General features: G+C 60.1%; 15 protein-coding genes and 1 pseudogene. 14 read left to right on the forward strand and 2 right to left on the reverse strand.

Annotated elements, in window-relative coordinates; translation table 11 throughout:
- Nucleotides 1-8: 8 nt before the first annotated feature.
- From AC56QQ_RS31735 to AC56QQ_RS31780, 10 genes are all read left to right on the forward strand, one after another.
- Nucleotides 9-440 (forward strand): hypothetical protein, encoded by a 432-nt coding sequence (locus AC56QQ_RS31735; protein ID WP_497124655.1) that lies wholly within the window; start codon nucleotides 9-11, stop codon nucleotides 438-440.
- Nucleotides 437-1,093 carry a chitooligosaccharide deacetylase NodB gene (gene nodB / locus AC56QQ_RS31740; protein ID WP_497124656.1) on the forward strand — a complete coding sequence of 219 codons (657 nt, stop codon included), beginning with the start codon at nucleotides 437-439 and terminating at the stop codon, nucleotides 1,091-1,093. The genes AC56QQ_RS31735 and nodB overlap by 4 nt, the downstream gene beginning before the upstream one ends.
- A 14-nt stretch (nucleotides 1,094-1,107) precedes the next feature.
- Nucleotides 1,108-2,460 (forward strand): chitooligosaccharide synthase NodC, encoded by a 1,353-nt coding sequence (gene nodC / locus AC56QQ_RS31745; protein WP_497124658.1) that lies wholly within the window; start codon nucleotides 1,108-1,110, stop codon nucleotides 2,458-2,460.
- Between the two features lie 231 nt (nucleotides 2,461-2,691).
- Nucleotides 2,692-3,606 carry a nodulation factor ABC transporter ATP-binding protein NodI gene (nodI, locus tag AC56QQ_RS31750; protein WP_497124659.1) on the forward strand — a complete coding sequence of 305 codons (915 nt, stop codon included), beginning with the start codon at nucleotides 2,692-2,694 and terminating at the stop codon, nucleotides 3,604-3,606.
- A gap of 3 nt (nucleotides 3,607-3,609) precedes the next feature.
- Nucleotides 3,610-4,398, forward strand: coding sequence for an ABC transporter permease (locus AC56QQ_RS31755; protein ID WP_497100527.1), 789 nt, complete (start codon nucleotides 3,610-3,612; stop codon nucleotides 4,396-4,398).
- A gap of 288 nt (nucleotides 4,399-4,686) precedes the next feature.
- Nucleotides 4,687-5,433, forward strand: a complete 747-nt coding sequence (locus AC56QQ_RS31760; RefSeq protein WP_497124661.1) for a sulfotransferase — start codon at nucleotides 4,687-4,689, stop codon at nucleotides 5,431-5,433.
- 223 nt (nucleotides 5,434-5,656) lie between these two features.
- Complete coding sequence (locus AC56QQ_RS31765) at nucleotides 5,657-5,890, forward strand: DUF2061 domain-containing protein (protein ID WP_183455225.1); 234 nt, start codon at nucleotides 5,657-5,659, stop codon at nucleotides 5,888-5,890.
- Between the two features lie 195 nt (nucleotides 5,891-6,085).
- Nucleotides 6,086-6,991 carry a sulfate adenylyltransferase subunit CysD gene (cysD, locus tag AC56QQ_RS31770; protein ID WP_497124662.1) on the forward strand — a complete coding sequence of 302 codons (906 nt, stop codon included), beginning with the start codon at nucleotides 6,086-6,088 and terminating at the stop codon, nucleotides 6,989-6,991.
- Nucleotides 6,992-6,993: 2 nt separating this feature from the next.
- Complete coding sequence (cysN, locus tag AC56QQ_RS31775) at nucleotides 6,994-8,934, forward strand: sulfate adenylyltransferase subunit CysN (RefSeq protein WP_497124664.1); 1,941 nt, start codon at nucleotides 6,994-6,996, stop codon at nucleotides 8,932-8,934.
- A gap of 436 nt (nucleotides 8,935-9,370) precedes the next feature.
- Entirely contained in the window at nucleotides 9,371-10,813 is a 1,443-nt protein-coding gene (locus AC56QQ_RS31780) for a methylmalonyl-CoA mutase subunit beta (protein ID WP_497124665.1), read from the forward strand.
- A 584-nt stretch (nucleotides 10,814-11,397) separates the two neighbouring features.
- Here AC56QQ_RS31780 and istB read toward each other — a convergent pair.
- Nucleotides 11,398-12,132, reverse strand: a complete 735-nt coding sequence (istB, locus tag AC56QQ_RS31785) for an IS21-like element helper ATPase IstB (protein WP_497124666.1) — start codon at nucleotides 12,130-12,132, stop codon at nucleotides 11,398-11,400.
- The gene (gene istA, locus AC56QQ_RS31790; RefSeq protein WP_497124667.1) at nucleotides 12,065-13,633 is read right to left on the reverse strand and encodes an IS21 family transposase; all 1,569 of its coding nucleotides are present in this window, start codon (nucleotides 13,631-13,633) and stop codon (nucleotides 12,065-12,067) included. The genes istB and istA overlap by 68 nt, the downstream gene beginning before the upstream one ends.
- Before the next feature lie 282 nt (nucleotides 13,634-13,915).
- On the opposite strand from istA, the gene AC56QQ_RS31795 reads away from it, so the two are divergent.
- The 4 genes and pseudogenes from AC56QQ_RS31795 (at nucleotide 13,916) to AC56QQ_RS31810 (ending at nucleotide 18,267) form a co-directional block, all read left to right on the forward strand.
- A complete protein-coding gene (locus AC56QQ_RS31795) occupies nucleotides 13,916-14,869 on the forward strand; it encodes a hypothetical protein (protein ID WP_497100522.1) in 954 nt (317 codons plus the stop codon).
- A 439-nt stretch (nucleotides 14,870-15,308) separates the two neighbouring features.
- Nucleotides 15,309-15,995 carry a DUF3363 domain-containing protein gene (locus AC56QQ_RS31800; protein WP_497124668.1) on the forward strand — a complete coding sequence of 229 codons (687 nt, stop codon included), beginning with the start codon at nucleotides 15,309-15,311 and terminating at the stop codon, nucleotides 15,993-15,995.
- A 536-nt stretch (nucleotides 15,996-16,531) separates the two neighbouring features.
- Nucleotides 16,532-16,879 (forward strand): annotated as a pseudogene (locus AC56QQ_RS31805) (glutamine--fructose-6-phosphate transaminase (isomerizing)); the annotation flags it as partial.
- Between the two features lie 266 nt (nucleotides 16,880-17,145).
- The gene (locus tag AC56QQ_RS31810) at nucleotides 17,146-18,267 is read left to right on the forward strand and encodes a beta-ketoacyl-ACP synthase III (protein ID WP_497100520.1); all 1,122 of its coding nucleotides are present in this window, start codon (nucleotides 17,146-17,148) and stop codon (nucleotides 18,265-18,267) included.
- The last annotated feature ends 11 nt before the right edge of the window (nucleotides 18,268-18,278 follow it).

Below are 18,278 nucleotides of genomic sequence, written 5' to 3' on the forward strand. Positions count from 1 at the left end.
CGCGCGTCGTGCGCCACGAGGAGATTTACATCGAGCCGTTTGAAAACGCATGTCATCAGCTATCCAAAGCGTGGATGCATCTGATCGAAACAAACGATTTTACCGATTTTGCAGAACGTCGCATAGGGAGAATTCAAGGAAGTCCTAAAGGAACGTTGTCGATGTTTGCGTTAGCTCCGAGGAGCACTTTCGGCTCCGAGGAGCATTTTCTGGTGTACGCCTTCCGGCATACGCCCAACATCAATCAAGTCGCATGTCGATTGCGGCTTGGTTCTTCGGTGACCCGTGCAAGGTCCATCGCGTCCACACGACGCGACAACCTCTCCATTCCATCCGGCACGGTTCGGCAGGCGATGCCGAACCATGTTGCGCCAATTCGATGCTCGATGGGCGAGTGGCCGCCCGGCACCCTGATCGATCGGAGCGTTCCAAACCTATGAAAAATGTGGACTACATGTGCGAAGTGCCCAGTGACTGCGCTGACGGCACTCAAGATCGCAGCGTCTATTTGACGTTTGACGACGGGCCCAATCCAGTTTGCACACCGCAGATCCTCGATTTGTTGGCGCAACATCGGGTGCCGGCGACGTTCTTCGTCATCGGTGCCCACGCAGCAGACCAGCCGGAACTCATCCGACGAATGATTGCAGAAGGGCACGAGGTAGCCAATCACACGATGACTCATCCAGACCTGTCCAGATGCGGACCCGGCGAAGTCGAACGTGAAATAGACGAGGCAAGCAACGCCATCAGGATGGCGTGTCCCCAGGCCACGGTGCGGCGCATGCGCGCGCCGTATGGGGTCTGGACCGAGGACGTGCTCACTACGTCGGCGCGCGCTGGATTGGCATGCGTCCATTGGTCAGTTGACCCGCGAGACTGGGCTCGCCCTGGCGTCGACGCGATTGTCGATGAGGTGCTCACCGGTGTTGAGCCGGGCGCAATTGTGCTCTTGCACGACGGGTGGCCCGAGGAGTTGAAATCGGCCACTTACGCCAGTCTGCGTGACCAGACTGTCACGGCGCTATCCCGCCTGATTCCAGCGCTGCATCACCGCGGTTTTGTAATCCGCCCGCTCCCTCAACATCACTGAACATACGAGATCCCATGGACCTGCTTACCACGACCAGTACTGTCGCCGTCGCGTGCTATGCACTGCTCTCGACTGTTTATAAGGGCATGCAGGCGGTTTATTCCCTGCCGCCAACCGTTGCACCGGCGTCGGAAGACCTGGTCGGCTCCGACCTCTGGCCGAGCGTGGATGTCATCATCCCCTGCTACAACGAAGGCCCGCTTACGCTCTCGGCGTGCCTAGATTCCATTGCAAACCAGGAATACGCCGGAAAGCTACGTGTCTACGTGGTTGATGACGGTTCTGGAAATCGCGACGCCGTCATTCCCATTCACGACAATTACGCCGGCGACCCGCGATTCGACTTCATTCTGCTCCCAGAGAATGTCGGCAAGCGCAAAGCGCAGATCGCCGCGATACGTCGCTCATCTGGAGATTTGGTGCTCAACGTCGACTCGGACACGACACTTGCGTCCGACGTCATCATGAAGCTTGCACGGAAGATGCAGGATCCAGCAATCGGCGCTGCCATGGGCCAGTTGACGGCAAGCAACCGGAGCGACACTTGGCTGACCCGATTGATCGATATGGAGTACTGGCTGGCCTGCAACGAGGAGAGGGCGGCGCAAGCCCGCTTCGGTGCCGTCATGTGCTGTTGCGGCCCATGTGCTATGTACCGCCGATCTTCGCTGCTTTCGCTGCTAGACCAGTACGAGACGCAGATGTTTCGGGGCAAGCCAAGCGACTTCGGTGAGGATCGCCATCTTACGATCCTCATGCTGGAGGCAGGCTTTCGAACCGAGTACGTTCCGGACGCTATTGCTGTAACGGTGGTTCCCGATAGGTTAGGACCTTATCTGCGCCAACAACTGCGCTGGGCACGGAGCACTTTCCGGGACACGCTGCTTGCGCTGCGCCTGTTGCCCGGCCTCGATCGCTATCTTACATTGGACGTCGTCGGACAGAATCTTGGACCGCTACTTCTTGCCCTGTCGGTAATAGCCGGGATTGCGCAGTTTGCACTGACAGCCACGCTGCCGTGGCCGACAATCCTGGTTATTGCAGCAATGACCATCATTCGGTGCACCGTGACAGCATGTCGAGCTCGGCAAGCTCGATTTATCGGCTTTTCTCTGCACACTTTTATCAACATCTTTCTGTTACTCCCCTTGAAAACCTATGCTTTGTGCACCTTGAGCAATAGTGATTGGCTTTCACGCAAGACTGCCACCCTGCCCAACGCCGACAAAAAGCAGATCATCGTCGCAAACCCGATTGCCGGAGTTGGTACAGGCAGTTCGGGAAGTGCTGAGGCAATTCGAAGAACGGATCTTCCGCGCGATTCTTCAAAGTTGGTGAACGCGGACAGCGTTTGCAGCGCTGAGTGATCGAGTGCGTTGGCTGGATGGACACGTTGTGAGCTTGGGCAACATCCATCAATTGTCAGCACGGCGATCGATTGCATCTCGACGCTAATCCGTCCGGTGAGAGCGACACACGCTTGCTTCGGCTGTGACTATCCAAAGGGGCCGTCACAATGCGATGGCCGGTTCTGCCAAGAAATATTCGCAAGTAAGCTACCGGCCGGCTGATCGGCCTCTTAAGACTGAGATAGACACATGTCCAAAGTAGCAATCGACCTTGCCGGCGTGAAGAAGTCCTTCGGCGACAAGCTTGTTGTGAACGGGCTGTCGTTCACCGTTGCGTCGGGAGAGTGCTTCGGCTTGCTGGGGCCGAACGGTGCGGGCAAGAGCACGATTGCGCGTATGCTCCTCGGCATGACAGTGCCTGATGCGGGCAAGATCACGGTTCTTGGAGAGCCGGTGGGTGCGCAGAGTCGCTTGGCACGCAAGAGCATCGGCGTGGTTCCGCAGTTCGACAACCTTGACCAGGAATTCACCGTACGAGAGAACCTGTTGGTGTTCGGGCGCTACTTCGGCATGAGCACACGCAAGATCAAAGAGGTCATCCCGTCGCTCCTCGAGTTCGCCCGTCTTGAGAGCAAGGCGGATGCACGTGTCGGCGAACTATCCGGCGGCATGAAACGGCGTTTGACACTGGCACGTGCGCTGATCAACGACCCCCAGCTACTCGTGATGGACGAGCCGACGACCGGCCTCGACCCGCACGCGCGACACCTGATTTGGGAGCGTCTGCGTTTCCTGCTGGGGCGCGGTAAGACGATCATTTTGACTACCCATTTTATGGAAGAGGCCGAGCGTTTATGCGATCGGCTGTGCGTTCTGGAGCATGGACGCAAACTCGCCGAAGGCAGCCCTCATGCCCTGATTGAGGAACACATCGGGTGCCAGGTGATCGAGATCTTCGGCGGGAATCCCCAGGAGTTGGTTTCGCTGATCAGGCCATACGTGCAGCGCGTCGAGGTGAGCGGCGAGACGCTCTTTTGCTATACGGCCGATCCGGAGCAGGTTCGCGTACAACTGCGCGGGCGCGCGGGTCTGCGCCTTCTGGAGCGTCCACCCAGTCTGGAGGACGTTTTCTTGCGGCTGACCGGACGCGAGATGGAGAAGTGAACGATGGGTAAAGGTTTTTCGGCGGCTCTACCCGCCAACGCTTGGAACTGGATTGCGGTATGGCGCCGCAACTATCTGGCATGGACGAAGGTCGCGCTCGCGTCGATTCTCGGTAACCTCGCCGATCCTATGATCTACCTGTTCGGACTCGGCACTGGTCTCGGAATGATGGTAGGTCGCGTTGAAGACGCGTCGTACCCTGCTTTTTTGGCAGCCGGCATGGTCGCGACAAGTGCGATGACCGCGTCCACCTTCGAAACAATTTATGCGACTTTCCCTCGCATGAACGAACAGCGGACCTGGGAAGCGATCCTGCACACACAACTTACCCTCGGCGACATCGTTCTCGGTGAGTTGGTGTGGGCAACCACAAAGGCCTTTCTGGCCGGTACGGCAATTGCGATGGTGGCCGTCATAGCGGGCTACTCAGCATGGTCGTCCGTCCTCTATGTGCTACCAGTCATCGCTCTCACTGGGTTGGCCTTTGCGAGCTTGGCGATGATCGTAATCGCGCTTGCGCCGAGTTACCACTACTTCATATTCTACCAGACGCTCTTCCTCACACCCATGTTGTTCCTGTCCGGCGCTGTCTTCCCGGTCACTCAACTGCCAAGCACCTTTCAACACATAGCGGGCATCTTACCGCTGGCGCATTCGATCGACCTAATTCGTCCGGGCATGCTTGATCGCCCGGCTGGGGACATCGCCCTGCACATTGGTGCGCTTTGCATATACGCGGTAGTGCCGTTCTTCCTCTCGATGGTGCTGCTTCGCCGGCGCCTGCTGCGTTGATGCTACTTTCGAATACAAGAAGGAGAACGAGAGTCAGCATCGCGAACGGCTACAGCCGCGAGCGTGCTTGGCCCAGCGACTGTGAGTTGGGGACAGCAGAACACACAAGCTGAGGCGCACACGCGACTGGACGCAGCCTTGCACGCCGGTCTGCGATACCAGAACCTCATGGCGCGATCCGGCTGCATGAGCGCGGATTGCATCCGTCCGCGTCTAGAGATCACATCCAGTATTCTTGTCCTGGGTGCCCCTGAACCGTCGAAACTATCATCAGCTGGAACACACACCATGACCCACATTTCACCGACACCTGAGCCTTTTGCCATCCTTGCTATGCCAAGGACCGGGACACACTACCTGGAAGTATTGCTAAACGAGCATCCGAACATATTGAGTAACGGTGAGTTGCTCAACGAGTACGACACCAACTGGCCCGATAAGGATCGCTTGCTGCTCGGCGATCGCGAGCTCCTAGAGCTTGCTTACGTGCGCTGTCCCACTTGGAGCGACAAGACGGTGACGCATGTTGGCTGCAAGGTCAACGAACCTCAGTTTCACGATCATCCGGGCTTTTTTGCGGAACTGGCCCGTTGGCCAGGACTCAAGGTCATCCTCGTGGTCCGGAGAAACATACTGGAATCCCTAAGGTCGCTGGTGCAGGCACGGCAAAGCGGCCAATGGCTGAAGTTCAGTTCGGACAAGGATGCGGCTCCGCCACCACGGGTCAGATTGCCAATCGCCGACTGCGAGGCGTACTTCAAAACCGCCGACGCTTTCTACGCTCGAGTTGCGCACGCCTTCGCGCCGTCCAACGTGCTGGTAATCGAATATGAGAGCCTTCTCCAAGAACCCGCCGCATGTTTGGGAGCGATTTGGGATTTCTTGGGGGTTCCGGGGCTTCAGCTTTCCGGTCGCGCCATCCTTCAGCGCCAGGAAGCGCGACCGCTCGACGAAACGGTAGAGAACTTCGACGAGTTGCGGCTTCACTTCGCAGACGGACCTTATGCGAGGTTCTTTGACGTCGCTGCCGTGTGACTGGCCTTCGCAGCCAGTAGCGGGCTTGCTCCACGACGGGGCTGCCACTTGGCTGCGAATGGCATCAACTAAGGGCGTTCTTGTTGCAGACTTGCCAAGAAGGGCATGACCGCCAACGTACTTCCTCCCGACCTGATCGACAGGCAGGATCAAGAACGTTCCCACCACCAAACCACGCTGACCAAATCAGGTCGGTTTTGACGTCCCTCTGGAGCGATTGCGCATGTTCATTCCTGTTCCCGAGACCCACGGCAGATCCATAGCCAAGGCTGTCAGTTGGCGCATCACAGGCAGTGTCGATACGTTCGCGCTCAGCTGGCTCATAACTGGAAACGTCGTTTCCGCGGGATCGATCGCCAGTGCTGAAGTTATTACAAAAATCGTGCTGTACTATCTCCACGAACGGGCATGGTCGTTCATTCCGTTTGGCCGGCGCATGATATTGCCGGCTGATTGAACACCACACCATTGGGGCAATCTCTCGGATGTCTCAGATCGTCGCGATGACGAAAGCTGTGATCATATGGTTTCAGCAAGCGTCGAACGTCCGGCGCACATTCGCGCTTGCAAGGGCCCGCTTCGGGGATGACTGGCAGTTCTGCCCGGGGCGGCGCTTTAAGCGCCGTCAAAGGCTGGATTAGAAAGTGCCGACATGAATGTTCCTTTGACGCACCTGCAACGTCTGGAGGCCGAGTCCATCCACATCTTCCGGGAGGTTGCGGCCGCCTTCACCAAGCCGGTCATGCTTTATTCGGTGGGCAAGGATTCCTCGGTGCTGATGCATCTGGCAATGAAGGCGTTCTATCCCGCCAAGCCGCCTTTCCCCTTCCTGCACGTCGACACGACCTGGAAGTTCCGCGAAGTGATCACCTTTCGCGATCAGATGGCGCAGAAACGCGGCTTCGATCTGCTCGTTCATGTCAACGAAGATGGCGTTCGCGACAACATCAATCCGTTCGATCACGGTTCCAACACCCACACCCATGTGATGAAGACCGTGGCGCTGCGCCAGGCGCTCGACAAATACGGTTTTGACGCAGCCTTTGGCGGGGCGCGGCGCGACGAGGAGAAGTCGCGCGCCAAGGAGCGCATCTTTTCCTTCCGCAACGCCCGGCACGCCTGGGATCCGAAGAACCAGCGGCCGGAGATGTGGAAGATCTTCAACACCCGCATCGCGTCGGGTGAATCGATCCGGGTGTTTCCGCTGTCGAACTGGACCGAGCTCGACATCTGGCAGTACATTCTGCAGGAAAACATCCCGATCGTGCCGCTCTATTTCGCCAAGGAGCGGCCCGTCGTCGAGCGCGACGGCATGCTGATCCTGCGGGATGACGAGCGCATGAAACTGCGCCCCGGCGAGACTGTGGAGGACCGCCTTGTGCGGTTCCGCACGCTCGGCTGCTATCCGCTGACCGGCGCCATCGAATCGGATGCCGACACACTGGAAGCCATCGTTGGCGAAATGCTGACCGCGCGCACCTCCGAGCGGCAGGGTCGCCTGATCGACCGCGATGAAGCCGGCTCGATGGAAAAGAAGAAGCGCGAAGGGTATTTCTGAGCATGCGCCACATCCTGGCCAAGAGCCTCGCCCCGACCGACAGCATCCGCGAATACATGGCGGCGCAGGAGAAGAAATCGCTGCTGCGTTTCCTGACCTGCGGTTCGGTCGATGATGGCAAGTCGACACTGATCGGCCGCCTGCTGTCGGACACCAAGCAGATTTTCGAGGACCAGCTCGCCGCGCTCGAGCGCGATTCGCGCAAGCACGGCACCACTGGCGACGACATCGACTTCGCGCTTCTGGTCGACGGCCTCGAGGCCGAGCGCGAGCAGGGCATCACCATCGACGTCGCCTATCGCTTCTTCGCCACGCCGAAGCGCAAGTTCATCGTTGCCGACACGCCCGGCCACGAACAGTACACGCGCAACATGGCGACCGGCGCCTCGACTGCCGATCTCGCCATCGTGCTGATCGACGCCCGCCAGGGTGTGCTGCGCCAGACCAGGCGTCATTCGATCATCGCCTCGCTGCTCGGCATCCGCCACATCGTGCTCGCCGTCAACAAGATCGACCTCGTCGGTTTCGACCATGGCGTCTTCGATCGGATCGTCGAAGACTACAGGCAGTTCTCGCAGGAACTCGGCTTCCAGACGGTCATGCCGATCCCGATGTCCGCCCGCTACGGCGACAACGTCACCGGCCGCTCCGACAAGACGAAATGGTATTCCGGCCCGACGCTGATCGAGCATCTCGAAAACGTGTCGGTCGATGAAGCTGCCGCCGAACTGCCGTTCCGTTTCCCGGTGCAGTATGTCAACCGCCCCAATCTCGACTTCCGCGGCTTTGCCGGCACCATCGCGTCCGGCAAGGTTGCACAGGGTGACGAGGTCGTCGTCGCCAAATCCGGCAAATCCTCTCATGTCAGGCGCATCGTCGCGCATGGCGGCGATCTGCAACAAGCAGTCGCCGGCCAGGCCATCACCCTTGTTCTCGACGACGAGGTCGAGGTTTCCAGAGGCAACATGCTGGTGTCGCCCGCGGCGCGGCCGCAGGTCGCCGACCAGTTCGCCGCCAACATCGTCTGGTTCGACGAACACGCTCTGCTGCCCGGCCGCTCCTACATCCTGCGCACCGAGACCGACCAGACCAGCGCGACCGTCACCGACCTGAAGTACCGCGTCAACGTCAACGACTTTGCCCATGAGGCGGCGAAGTCGCTGGAGATGAACGAAGTCGGTATCTGCAACATCTCGACCCGGTCGCCGATCGCCTTCGACACCTTTGGCGAGAACCGCACCACCGGCGCCTTCATCCTGATCGACCGCATCACCAACGCCACGGTCGGCGCCGGCATGATCCTGCATTCGCTGCGGCGCGCCGAAAACATCCACTGGCAATCGCTCGATGTCGGTAAGCATGGCCGCTCCGACCTGAAGAACCAGCGCCCCGCCGTGTTCTGGTTCACCGGGCTTTCCGGCTCGGGCAAGTCGACCATCGCCAACCTCTTCGAAAAGAAGCTCTTCGCCACCGGGCGCCATACCTACATCCTGGATGGCGACAATGTCCGTCACGGCCTCAATCGCGATCTCGGCTTCACCGACGCCGATCGCGTCGAAAACATCCGCCGCGTCGCCGAAGTGGCGCGACTGATGGCCGACGCCGGGCTGATCGTCATCGTCTCCTTCATTTCACCGTTCAGCGCCGAGCGGCGCATGGCGCGGGAATTGATGGCCGACGGCGAATTCATCGAGGTGTTTGTCGACACGCCCTTCGAGGAATGCGCCAGGCGCGACCCGAAGGGTCTGTATGCGCGGGCGCTGAATGGCGAAATCAAGAATTTCACCGGCGTCGATTCCCCTTACGAAGCGCCGGAGAACCCGGAAATCCATCTCAAGACACTCGGCAAATCGGCCGAAGAGATGGTAGAGGCCTTGGAACTCTGGCTGATCGAGCGCGACATTGCGCAACCACCTCCTGCCGACAATGGTGGATCCATCTGATGACAAGGCAGTCGTTGCCCTGTTCGAAGGGTCGGCACTGGCCGCGAGTGGCGCCATCGGCTGTCTTTGATTTAGCCATGAGACGAAGGCGGACGCCTCGCCCCCACACGCAGGGATTGTTGAGCCGGGGTCGCACACAACAGTTCGATGTCGGTTGCAAACTCAAAAACAACGAAACAGCCGGAGACCACCCACCTGATCACGCAGCATCGCCCTGAACTATGCGCTTCCCGACCAGATGGATGGAGCTCGTGGGTTGCTGCCGACATCGTCGATTTTGCCGGTATGTGGCAATCGGCCATGGTTTGTGCCACAGGCTGACATAAATCCGATAGGTCGAATTCAGATCCAACAAGTGCATTGCATTACGATATCGGACCGGGAACCGTAGACTGTGTTCCAGGCTGATGCGGACGCATAAAAACGAGGAAGAAGGATGGGAGCTGGAGCCTTGACCAGGGATGTTGAACCCGAGAATGCCGAGCGCCAGCGATGGCTGGCCCTGGCGGAAAAGGCGTTGGCCGGCGCATCCTTCGAGGAAAAGCTGGTCTCGCACACCGACGACAACATCCGCATCGAACCCCTCTACGGCCGCAGCATCGCAGCCGAACCGACCGTGCGCGCGAACCCGAAATCGCCCTGGATCGTCAGCCAGCGCATCGATGATCCGGATATCGACCGCGCCAGAGCCCAGGCCCTGGAGGACGTAGCGCGAGGCGCGACGGGATTGTCGCTTGTCTTCGAAGGAGCGCCGAACGCGTTTGGCTATGGCCTGCCGAGGACGGCCCAGGCGCTGGAGACAGTGCTGGACGGTGTGCCACTCAACCGCATCCAGATCCGCATCGATGCCCATCCCTGGAGCCGCGCCGTGGCCGACTGGCTGGTGGCGTTCCTGGGCAAGCGCCGTTCGGACCCGGCAAAGCTCAACCTCTCCTTCGGCATCGATCCGGCGGCAATCTTCGCCGGAACCGGCCGGCTGCGCATGTCGATCGAGGCACTGCAGGCGTCGATGCCGCAGTCGTTGGCGCATTTCTTTTCGATGGGCGTTCCGGGCGTGCTCCTGGAGGCGGACGGCCGCGTGTTCCACAATGCCGGCGCCACGGAAGCGCAAGAGCTCGGCATCATGCTGGCCTCGGCTGTCTCCTATCTCAGCATGTTCGAGACGGCGCGGCAGCCGCTCGTCTATGCCGCACCGCATATCGGCTTCGCGCTCAGCGTCGACCAGGACCAGTTCCTGTCGGTAGCCAAGGTCAGGGCGCTGCGCAGGCTCTGGGCACGGCTGCAGGAGACCTGTTCGATCCCCAATACCACCGCCAATATCCATGCCGAGACGTCGTTTCGCATGATAACGGCCATGGACCCGGAGACCAACATCCTGCGCACCACGATTGCCTGCTTTGCCGCGGCATCTGGCGGTGCCGATTCGATCTCCATCCTGCCGCATACGATCGCACATGGCTTGCCGGCGGGTTTTGCGCGTCGCGTTGCCCGCAACGCGCAGCTGATCATGGCCCATGAAAGCCATATCGATCATGTCGCCGATCCTGCCTATGGGTCCGGCGCGGTCGAAGCGCTGACCGCGGAACTGTGCGAAATGGCCTGGGCGGAATTGCAGACAATCGAGGCCGAGGGCGGCGTCTTGTCGAGCCTTCGGGACGGACACATCCAGAAGCGCGTTCACGCGGCGGCGGCGCGGCGCAACGCAGCCTACCAGGCTGGCGAACGGACCATCATCGGCACCACGCTTTACCCGTCGAAGAGCGAACGCCCGGTCGAGACGCTGGCAGCGGAACGGCGACCTGCCTTCACCGAAGGCGTTGCCGTCTGCGAGCCGCTGTTTCCGGTCCGTATCGACCAATCGATCGGAGCCGCCTCTTGATCCCGGGTTTCAGCCAGATCGGCTGGGTGCCGCCACGCTGCACCTCCGTCGAGGTCAAAGGCCAGCGCACGACTCCGGAAGGTTGTCAGCATTGATGCTGTCAGTCTCCACGACGCAGGCTCCGGTCAGGCGAATCTTGGCCGCGTCGTTCGCTAGCAAGCTGTAAAGGTCTACAGGCTGCATCAATGACGGCTTTGCCCTTCGATGGCGGGAACACATCCCGCACGGAGGCGACGCATGCGCCAACGACGTCCTGCTGACGCGAGCAGGGATGCAGCACGTGCTGATGCGACAGGATTGCCAGAGTTTGCAGATCGCCGTTTCCGGCGCCTCCGTGCTCCGCCCGTTGCGGCTATGCGTCGACGCCATCGCGCCTACGCGGCGTCTGAAGTACCATCTTGCTGCCCTCCGGTGACAAAATGACATCCACGGCTGTCAATGATCACGGAATTGGGCCCCTGTATTTTCGCCCAAAAGGGACCCCGCTTTGGCGTGTGAATGGCGCGACGGCGAGCACCCGATCAGGCGTAGCTGGTCGGGGTTGCACAGCCTGATCGGGTGCGGCTGAGTTTTCGTTTTCGGCTTTAGCTTTGAGAGCGGCTTTTGAATCGCCAGGAAGCGTTTCCGGTCTCGAGGATCTCGCAATGATGGGTGAGACGGTCGAGCAGCGCTGTCGTCATCTTGGCGTCGCCAAAGACGCTCGGCCATTCGCCGAAAGCGAGATTGGTGGTGACGATGATCGAGGTTCGCTCGTAGAGCCTGCTGATCAGATGGAAGAGCAGTTGCCCGCCAGCCTGGGCGAAAGGCAGATAGCCGAGCTCGTCCATGACGACGAAGTCGAGCCGGGTCAGGTGATCGGCAATACGACCCTGGCGGCCAGCGCGGGTTTCGGTTTCCAACTGATTGACCAGATCGACGACATTGTAGAAGCGGCCGCGCAGGCCGGAGCGGATCAGCGCCCGGGCGATGGCGATCGCCAGATGCGACTTTCCGGTGCCGGTTCCGCCGACCAGAACGGCGTTGCGCTGATCGGCAGCAAAGGTGCCGTTGGCGAGTTCCCGGATCAGCGCCTCGTTGACCGGTGTCTCGGTAAACTCGAAGTCTTCGATGTCCTTGGCCAGCGGCAGCCTGGCGACGGTGAGCTGGTATTTGATGGAGCGCGCCTGCTTCTCGGAGATCTCGGCCTGCAAGAGATCGCCGACGATCCTGGGCGGCTCGTGCTGACGCTTGATGCCATTGCCCATGATCTCGTCATAGGACAAGCGCATCCCGTAGAGCTTGAGGCTTCCCATCAATTCCAGCACCTGCGTGCGTTCCATGGCTCGTTGTCCTCCTGAGGCTGTCATAGCGAGCGCAATCGGCAACCGGTTCATGGGTCAGCCGAAGCGTCTCGGGGGTGGAAAGGATCGTGCTGGGCGCCGGGTCGCGGCCACGGGCGAGGACGTTGATAATCACCGCCGATGACCAGACACCGTGATCAAGCGCCTCCTGGCAAGCCGCTTCGACCGCAGCAAGGCCATCGGTAAGCACGCAGGCGAGGATGTTCACCATTTGCCGATCCCCGTCATCGACTGATTTAAGCCGGCGACGCACCTTCTCCATCGCCGCCGGCAGCACCCAATCGCGGAACGGCGCGCCGTTGCGAAGAGCTCCGGGCTTGCGGGCCAGAACCGGGACATAGTGCCAAGGATCGTAAACCGTCTCGCTGCGCCCGAAGGAGCGGGCATGTTCCCCCACGATCACGCCGTCCTGGCGGATCACGATGCGGTCGGCGTAGGCGTGGATCTCCACCGGTCGGCCGACGGCACTGGAAAGCACCGAGTATCTGTTGTTGTCAAAGCGAACCAGGCAGGTCTTCGACACCGAGGCCGGGATGCAATGGAAGCCATCGAAGCGGCCGGCATAGGGAATGAAGTTGCCGCGCTCGGCCTCGAACATCTCCCAGACCGTGCGATCGCCCTGTTCAGGATGCCGGTGTACCCTGGCATAGGCGATGGATCGGTCGAGCAGCCAGGCGTTGAGCTCCTCCAGGTTTTTGAACCGGAGCCTCGGCGTGAAGAAGCGCTCGCGCACCAGCCCGACCTGGTTCTCGACCTGACCCTTCTCCCAGCCCGACGCCGGCGTGCAGGCCACCGGCTCGACAAGATAGTGGCCGCACATCTGCTGGAAGCGGCGGTTGTATTGCCTCTCCTTGCCGATGAAGATCGTCTCCACTGCCGTCTTCATGTTGTCATAGATGCCGCGCGTGCAGGTGCCCCGGAAGAAGGCAAACGCCCGATCGTGGGCGTCGAACACCATCTCCTGGCTTTCGCGCGGATAGGCCCTGACGAAGAACATCCGGCTATGGCACAGCCGCATATGCGCCACCTTCACCGTCGTCGTCACCCCGTTCAGGACAACGATCTCGTGGCTCCAGTCGAACTGGTAGGCTTCGCCCGGCGCGAAGATCAGCGGAACATACGCATCGGCGGCGGCGCTGCCCCGCTCTTCCTCAAAGGCCCGCGCATGCCGCCAGACCGAGCTGTAGCTGCCGTCATAGCCAAGATCGCGAAGCTGCTCAAAAATCCGGATCAGCGTCAGCCGTTCCCGCGACGGCTTCGTCGCATTGGTCGCCAAAAGCCGCTCAAGCTCATCGCGCCATGCACCCATCCGAGGCAACGGCTGATGCTTGCGCTCGTAGCGGAACTCCGTCTGCCCCGAACGCAGGACCTTGCGGACCACCTTCCGAGAGACCTTCAATTCCCGGCAGATCTGCTTGATCGATTTGCCCTGAACCAGCGAAAGCCGGCGTATCTTTGCAATCGTCTCCACGACCAACATCCAAAACAAATGCCTCCGATGAAACCGGAAGCAGTGTCACGCCCCTGCGTTAAGGGGGTCCCGTTTGGATGAAAACGACCCCTCAAGCAGGGTCCCTATTCCATGAAAAATCACATCCACGGCGGCAGCCGCCCGATGGCCAGTGCCTCGCCAGCCGGTCGCCGTCACGGCCGATAGTGATCACTGTCGATGTTCAAGCAGGCGATCAAGGACACGGTTGCCACCGGGTATCGCCAGACACGCTGCCCCACGACTGCAGCTTGTATCTGCTTCCGACATTGAATGATCTCCATTTTCGACGATTTCGTTTCGCCGCACGGCCAGCGAGCCGCCGCCGATGAGAGTGCGTTCGCTTACCGCTGCCTCCATTCGGCGAGGAACGAACCCACCGGTAACAGCTTATCGCGGACAAAGATCCTAAGCCGCGCGATGATGACCGGCTTGGACAGTTTGATGCTACGTGGTTCCATATCCGCAGCGCTGATGGTCCGCATCAATACAATCGATTTGCCCTATCTTTCGAAATGCTGGAAAGCATCGCTCTTTCACTCCCATCTGGTACCACCTAAGGACCGGGCAATGCCTTACGAAGCTATTTTTAGCCTTGGATCTGACTGCACTCCTGCGACGCAAATCAGACGCTATTTCAAACGGCGACCGAGCAGCTGTTTTGATTGGATTGTGACACCTATAGCCTCCATCGAGGAAATATTGGCAGATGATGGAGCGCGATTTGGGCTTCGTGTATCAGCCTGCTTCAATGGGACGTCAGCTTTTTGCGAGAATTACGGGGTAGTTTACCACCATGAATTCGATCGGACCACGTCCAACGCAGTGATATTCACGCCGGAAGCGTTACGGTCTTGCCGAGAGAAGCTGATTTACAAATACAATAAGATGCTCGACATTGCTCGGACACGAAAAACGTTGTTTGTGCGTTATGTCTCGGCGACGGATGCTCCGGGGGATCAGCAGATGGGAAAGACGTTTGGCGTAGACGATCTCCAGGAGATGGTCACTCTACTTGAGAAAAAATTGGGACACTCAAGGTTCCATGTGGCCTATTTCCGCGCCATCGGGAATGCCTATGATAGGTCGAAGTTCACAGGGCCAGTCCCGGAGCGCTGCAGTATCCATCAGGAGAACCATGTTCCTGAACAACTGGGCGAGGTTGACGTATGGAACGTGTTCTTCTCGAAAATGGGACTTTCGCCAGACCGTCCACCGCTGCTGTAATCTTCAAGAGTTGACCAGAAGCATCCTTCGCGGCCATCCAAGGGGGATAGTCGGCGCGTCGATGTGGAACGGATCCTCGACCTCGCCGAAACGATCGGTTTTCGATCCACATGAAATATTGCGCATGCTGGGGGAAGATTTCGAGCACAGGATCAAGCCCCCAAGCCCCACTATCGCAAACCCGTCCTATTGACGTTGGCGGGCGCCCGCGCGCCTCATGACGCGCGCGGGCTCTCGTGAACCGAGCCCGCTTCATTCGCTCTGCTCACGGCGGTCTCGGCTCTTCGGGCTTTGATTCGCCATAACAACCCTTCGGTTATCCAGCGGAGCCGCTTTCGTGTCACTCCGAGGAACACCGAGCCAAGGCAGGTTGACCGTACGATCGCGGACATCGTGGCCGCCCATAACGGGCGCTACAACATCGACATCCACCTGAAGCATGATCCGTCGGTCACCGAACCTTTCGCCGAAACGCAACGTCCGGCGCCTTGAAGCGATCCGCCACGCCACCGGTGGAGTGAAGCGCGAGCCTGACGGCACCTGGGTCATCGGGCCGGACCATCGCAAACGCGTCGTCGTCTACGAGCGTCAGCGTGCCAGGGAAGAACCTGTGATGGTCGAGAAGCTCTCCTCATTGTCGCTTGAGCAACAGATTGGTTTCGACGGCGCCACCTGGATTGACCGCGAGCTGGTGTCTGACAGACCGGAGGCTTTGCATGGCTCGGGTTTCGGCCGTGATGTGCGGGCCGCGCAGGCACGCAGGCGGCAGTGGCTGCTCGTGCAGGGTCTCGCGAGTGAAGAGCAGGACCGGATAGTTTATCGAGCCAACATGATTTCGATCCTGCGTCAGCGTAAGCTGAACCGTGTTGTCGGTCAGCTTTCGCAGGAACTTGGGCCCTCGTATGCCGAAGCCCGGGCAGGAGATCGAATAGAGGGTACGCTGCGCCGATCGGTTGAGCTCGCCTGCGGCAAATATGCCGCGATCGAGAGGTCGCGCGAGCTCACGCTGGTGCCATGGCGGCCGGTGCTCCATCGGCACATCGGCAAGGAGGTTTCTGGCGTGGTTCAGCGCGAGGGTATCTCCTGGAACATCGGTCGGCAAAGGGGTGGGCCCAGCTTTACATGACGACGCAGCAGCGATGCTTCATGCAACGCCCGATCGACCCGTCGCGCCGCGAAGCGCGGCGAGTTTTTCTCTTGAGCACTTGTTTTTGGTCGCGGGACGTTTGCTGCCGTAGTGTCCAGCCTGTTGCAATAGCGCCCAACTATCGATTGTGCTCGACGGAGCCTGCAGCGAAGGGGGGTGTCATGCCGATTTCGTCGAAATGCTGAGCAACCGGCGTCTTCAATCCCTCCGATCTGGCGTTGCTGGGGCGCGTCTTCGATCATTAGACATTGAGGGCCAATCTGCGCAATCTGCGTGAGGCGCTCGCGTCCCGGATCGTTCAGGAGGCCCGTATCGCCGAGATTAGCTGTCTCGCCGCCGGATGATCGAGGACGTCGCCCAAACGCGTCCTAGCCCCATCCACTGGGTGGATGACAGTTATCCCAATAATCGATTTTACCAGTCGTACCGAATTCCCCTAGGAGGCTCTGAATAGAAACGGCCGGGCGGGTGTCCTTCCGGTCGACCCAGGCTGCCGGGAGAAATCGGAGACGAGCATGTGCGGGATTGTTGGCATCGTTGGGCAACAGCCAGTGTCGGAGCGGTTGGTCGACGCGCTGAAGCGTCTGGAATATCGCGGCTATGACTCAGCCGGCGTTGCGACGATCACCGAGGGCGCCTTGCACCGCCGGCGCGCCGAGGGCAAGCTCGTCAATCTCGAGACGAGACTGAAGGAAGAGCCGCTGAGCGGCAACATCGGCATCGGCCACACGCGCTGGGCAACCCATGGGGCACCAACTGAACGCAACGCGCATCCGCACTTTAGCGATGGTGTGGCCGTCGTCCATAACGGCATTATCGAGAATTTCGCCGAGTTGAAGGACGAATTGGCGGCTGCGGGGGCTGCCGGCAGTCGACGAGATAGTCGCGCCGATGATTTTCTCGCTGCCGATACAGCTTCTTGCCTACCACTCGGCGCGGGTCATGGGCACAGATGTCGACTAGCCGCGCAATCTCGCAAAATCGGTCACCGTCGAATGATTGTGGGAGGTGACATGGCTGACTGGTCCGCCGCCCTCTATGTCAAATTCGAGGATGAGCGAACGCGGCCGACGCACGAATTCGGCGCCCACGTGAGAGCCGCAGCGCCTGCGCGTGCGACGGATTGAAAATGCATCGCGTCATCATCAGCGGCATCGGTGTTGAAATCCCTGAAGCCAAGATCACCAATGAAGAACTGGTCGCCAGCTTCAATGCCTGGGTCGACATGGAGAATGCGCGCCGCCAGGAGACCGGCGAGCCGCCGCTGCCGAAATCGGACAGCGACTTCATCGTCCACGCCTCGGGCGTGCGCACCCGCCATGTGATCGAGCGCGAGGGCATTCTCGACCCGACCCGCATGGCCCCGCGCATTCCGGCGCGGCCCGACGATGCGCTGTCGCTCGAGGCCGAGTTCGGCATCGCCTCGGCGCGAAAGGCCCTCGACCATGCCGGACTGAGCCCGTCCGATATCGACCTGGTGATCTGCTCGGCCTCGCATCACCAGCGGTCTTATCCGGCGATCGCCATCGAAATGCAGCAAGTGTTGGGGACAAAGGGCGCCGGCTTCGACATGGGGCTTGGCTGTTCTTCGGCGGCGGCCGCCCTGCACATCGCCGTCAACCTTGTGCGGTCGGGCGCGCACAAACGCATTCTGGTGACGACGCCGGAGATCATCACCGGCCATCTCAATTTCCGCGACCGGCAGACGCATTTCATCTTCGGCGACGCGTCCGTGTCCATGGTGGTGGAGGGGCTTGCCCAGGGCGAGAAGCGGCCGGGACGATTCGAGGTGCTCGACACGCGCATCTGGACGCAGATGTCGAACAACATCCGCACGAATCTGGGCTACCACACCCGCACCGCCCAGGACGATCCCTACATGATCAATCTGGAAGGCAATCTGATCAAGCAGGTCGGCAACAAGGTGTTCAAGGAAGTCACCGTCGCCGGGCAGAAGTTCATCGTCGAATTCCTCGCCGAGCACGGGCTGACGCCGCAGGCGGTCAGGCGCTTCTGGCTGCATCAGGCCAATGCGCGCATGAATGCGATGATCCTGAAACTGTCGTTCGGCCACGAGGTCGACCACGACCGCGCGCCGATGGTGCTGGAGCGGCTCGGCAACACGGCCGGCGCCGGCGCCATCATCGCGCTGTCGGAGAACCACGCCGACATGAAGCCCGGCGATTTCGGCCTGATCTGCGCGTTTGGCGCGGGGTATTCGATAGGCGGCGCGCTGCTGAGGATGCTCTAAAATCGGCGGTT

This window comes from Mesorhizobium sp. RCAM 05099 (genome assembly GCF_059683685.1).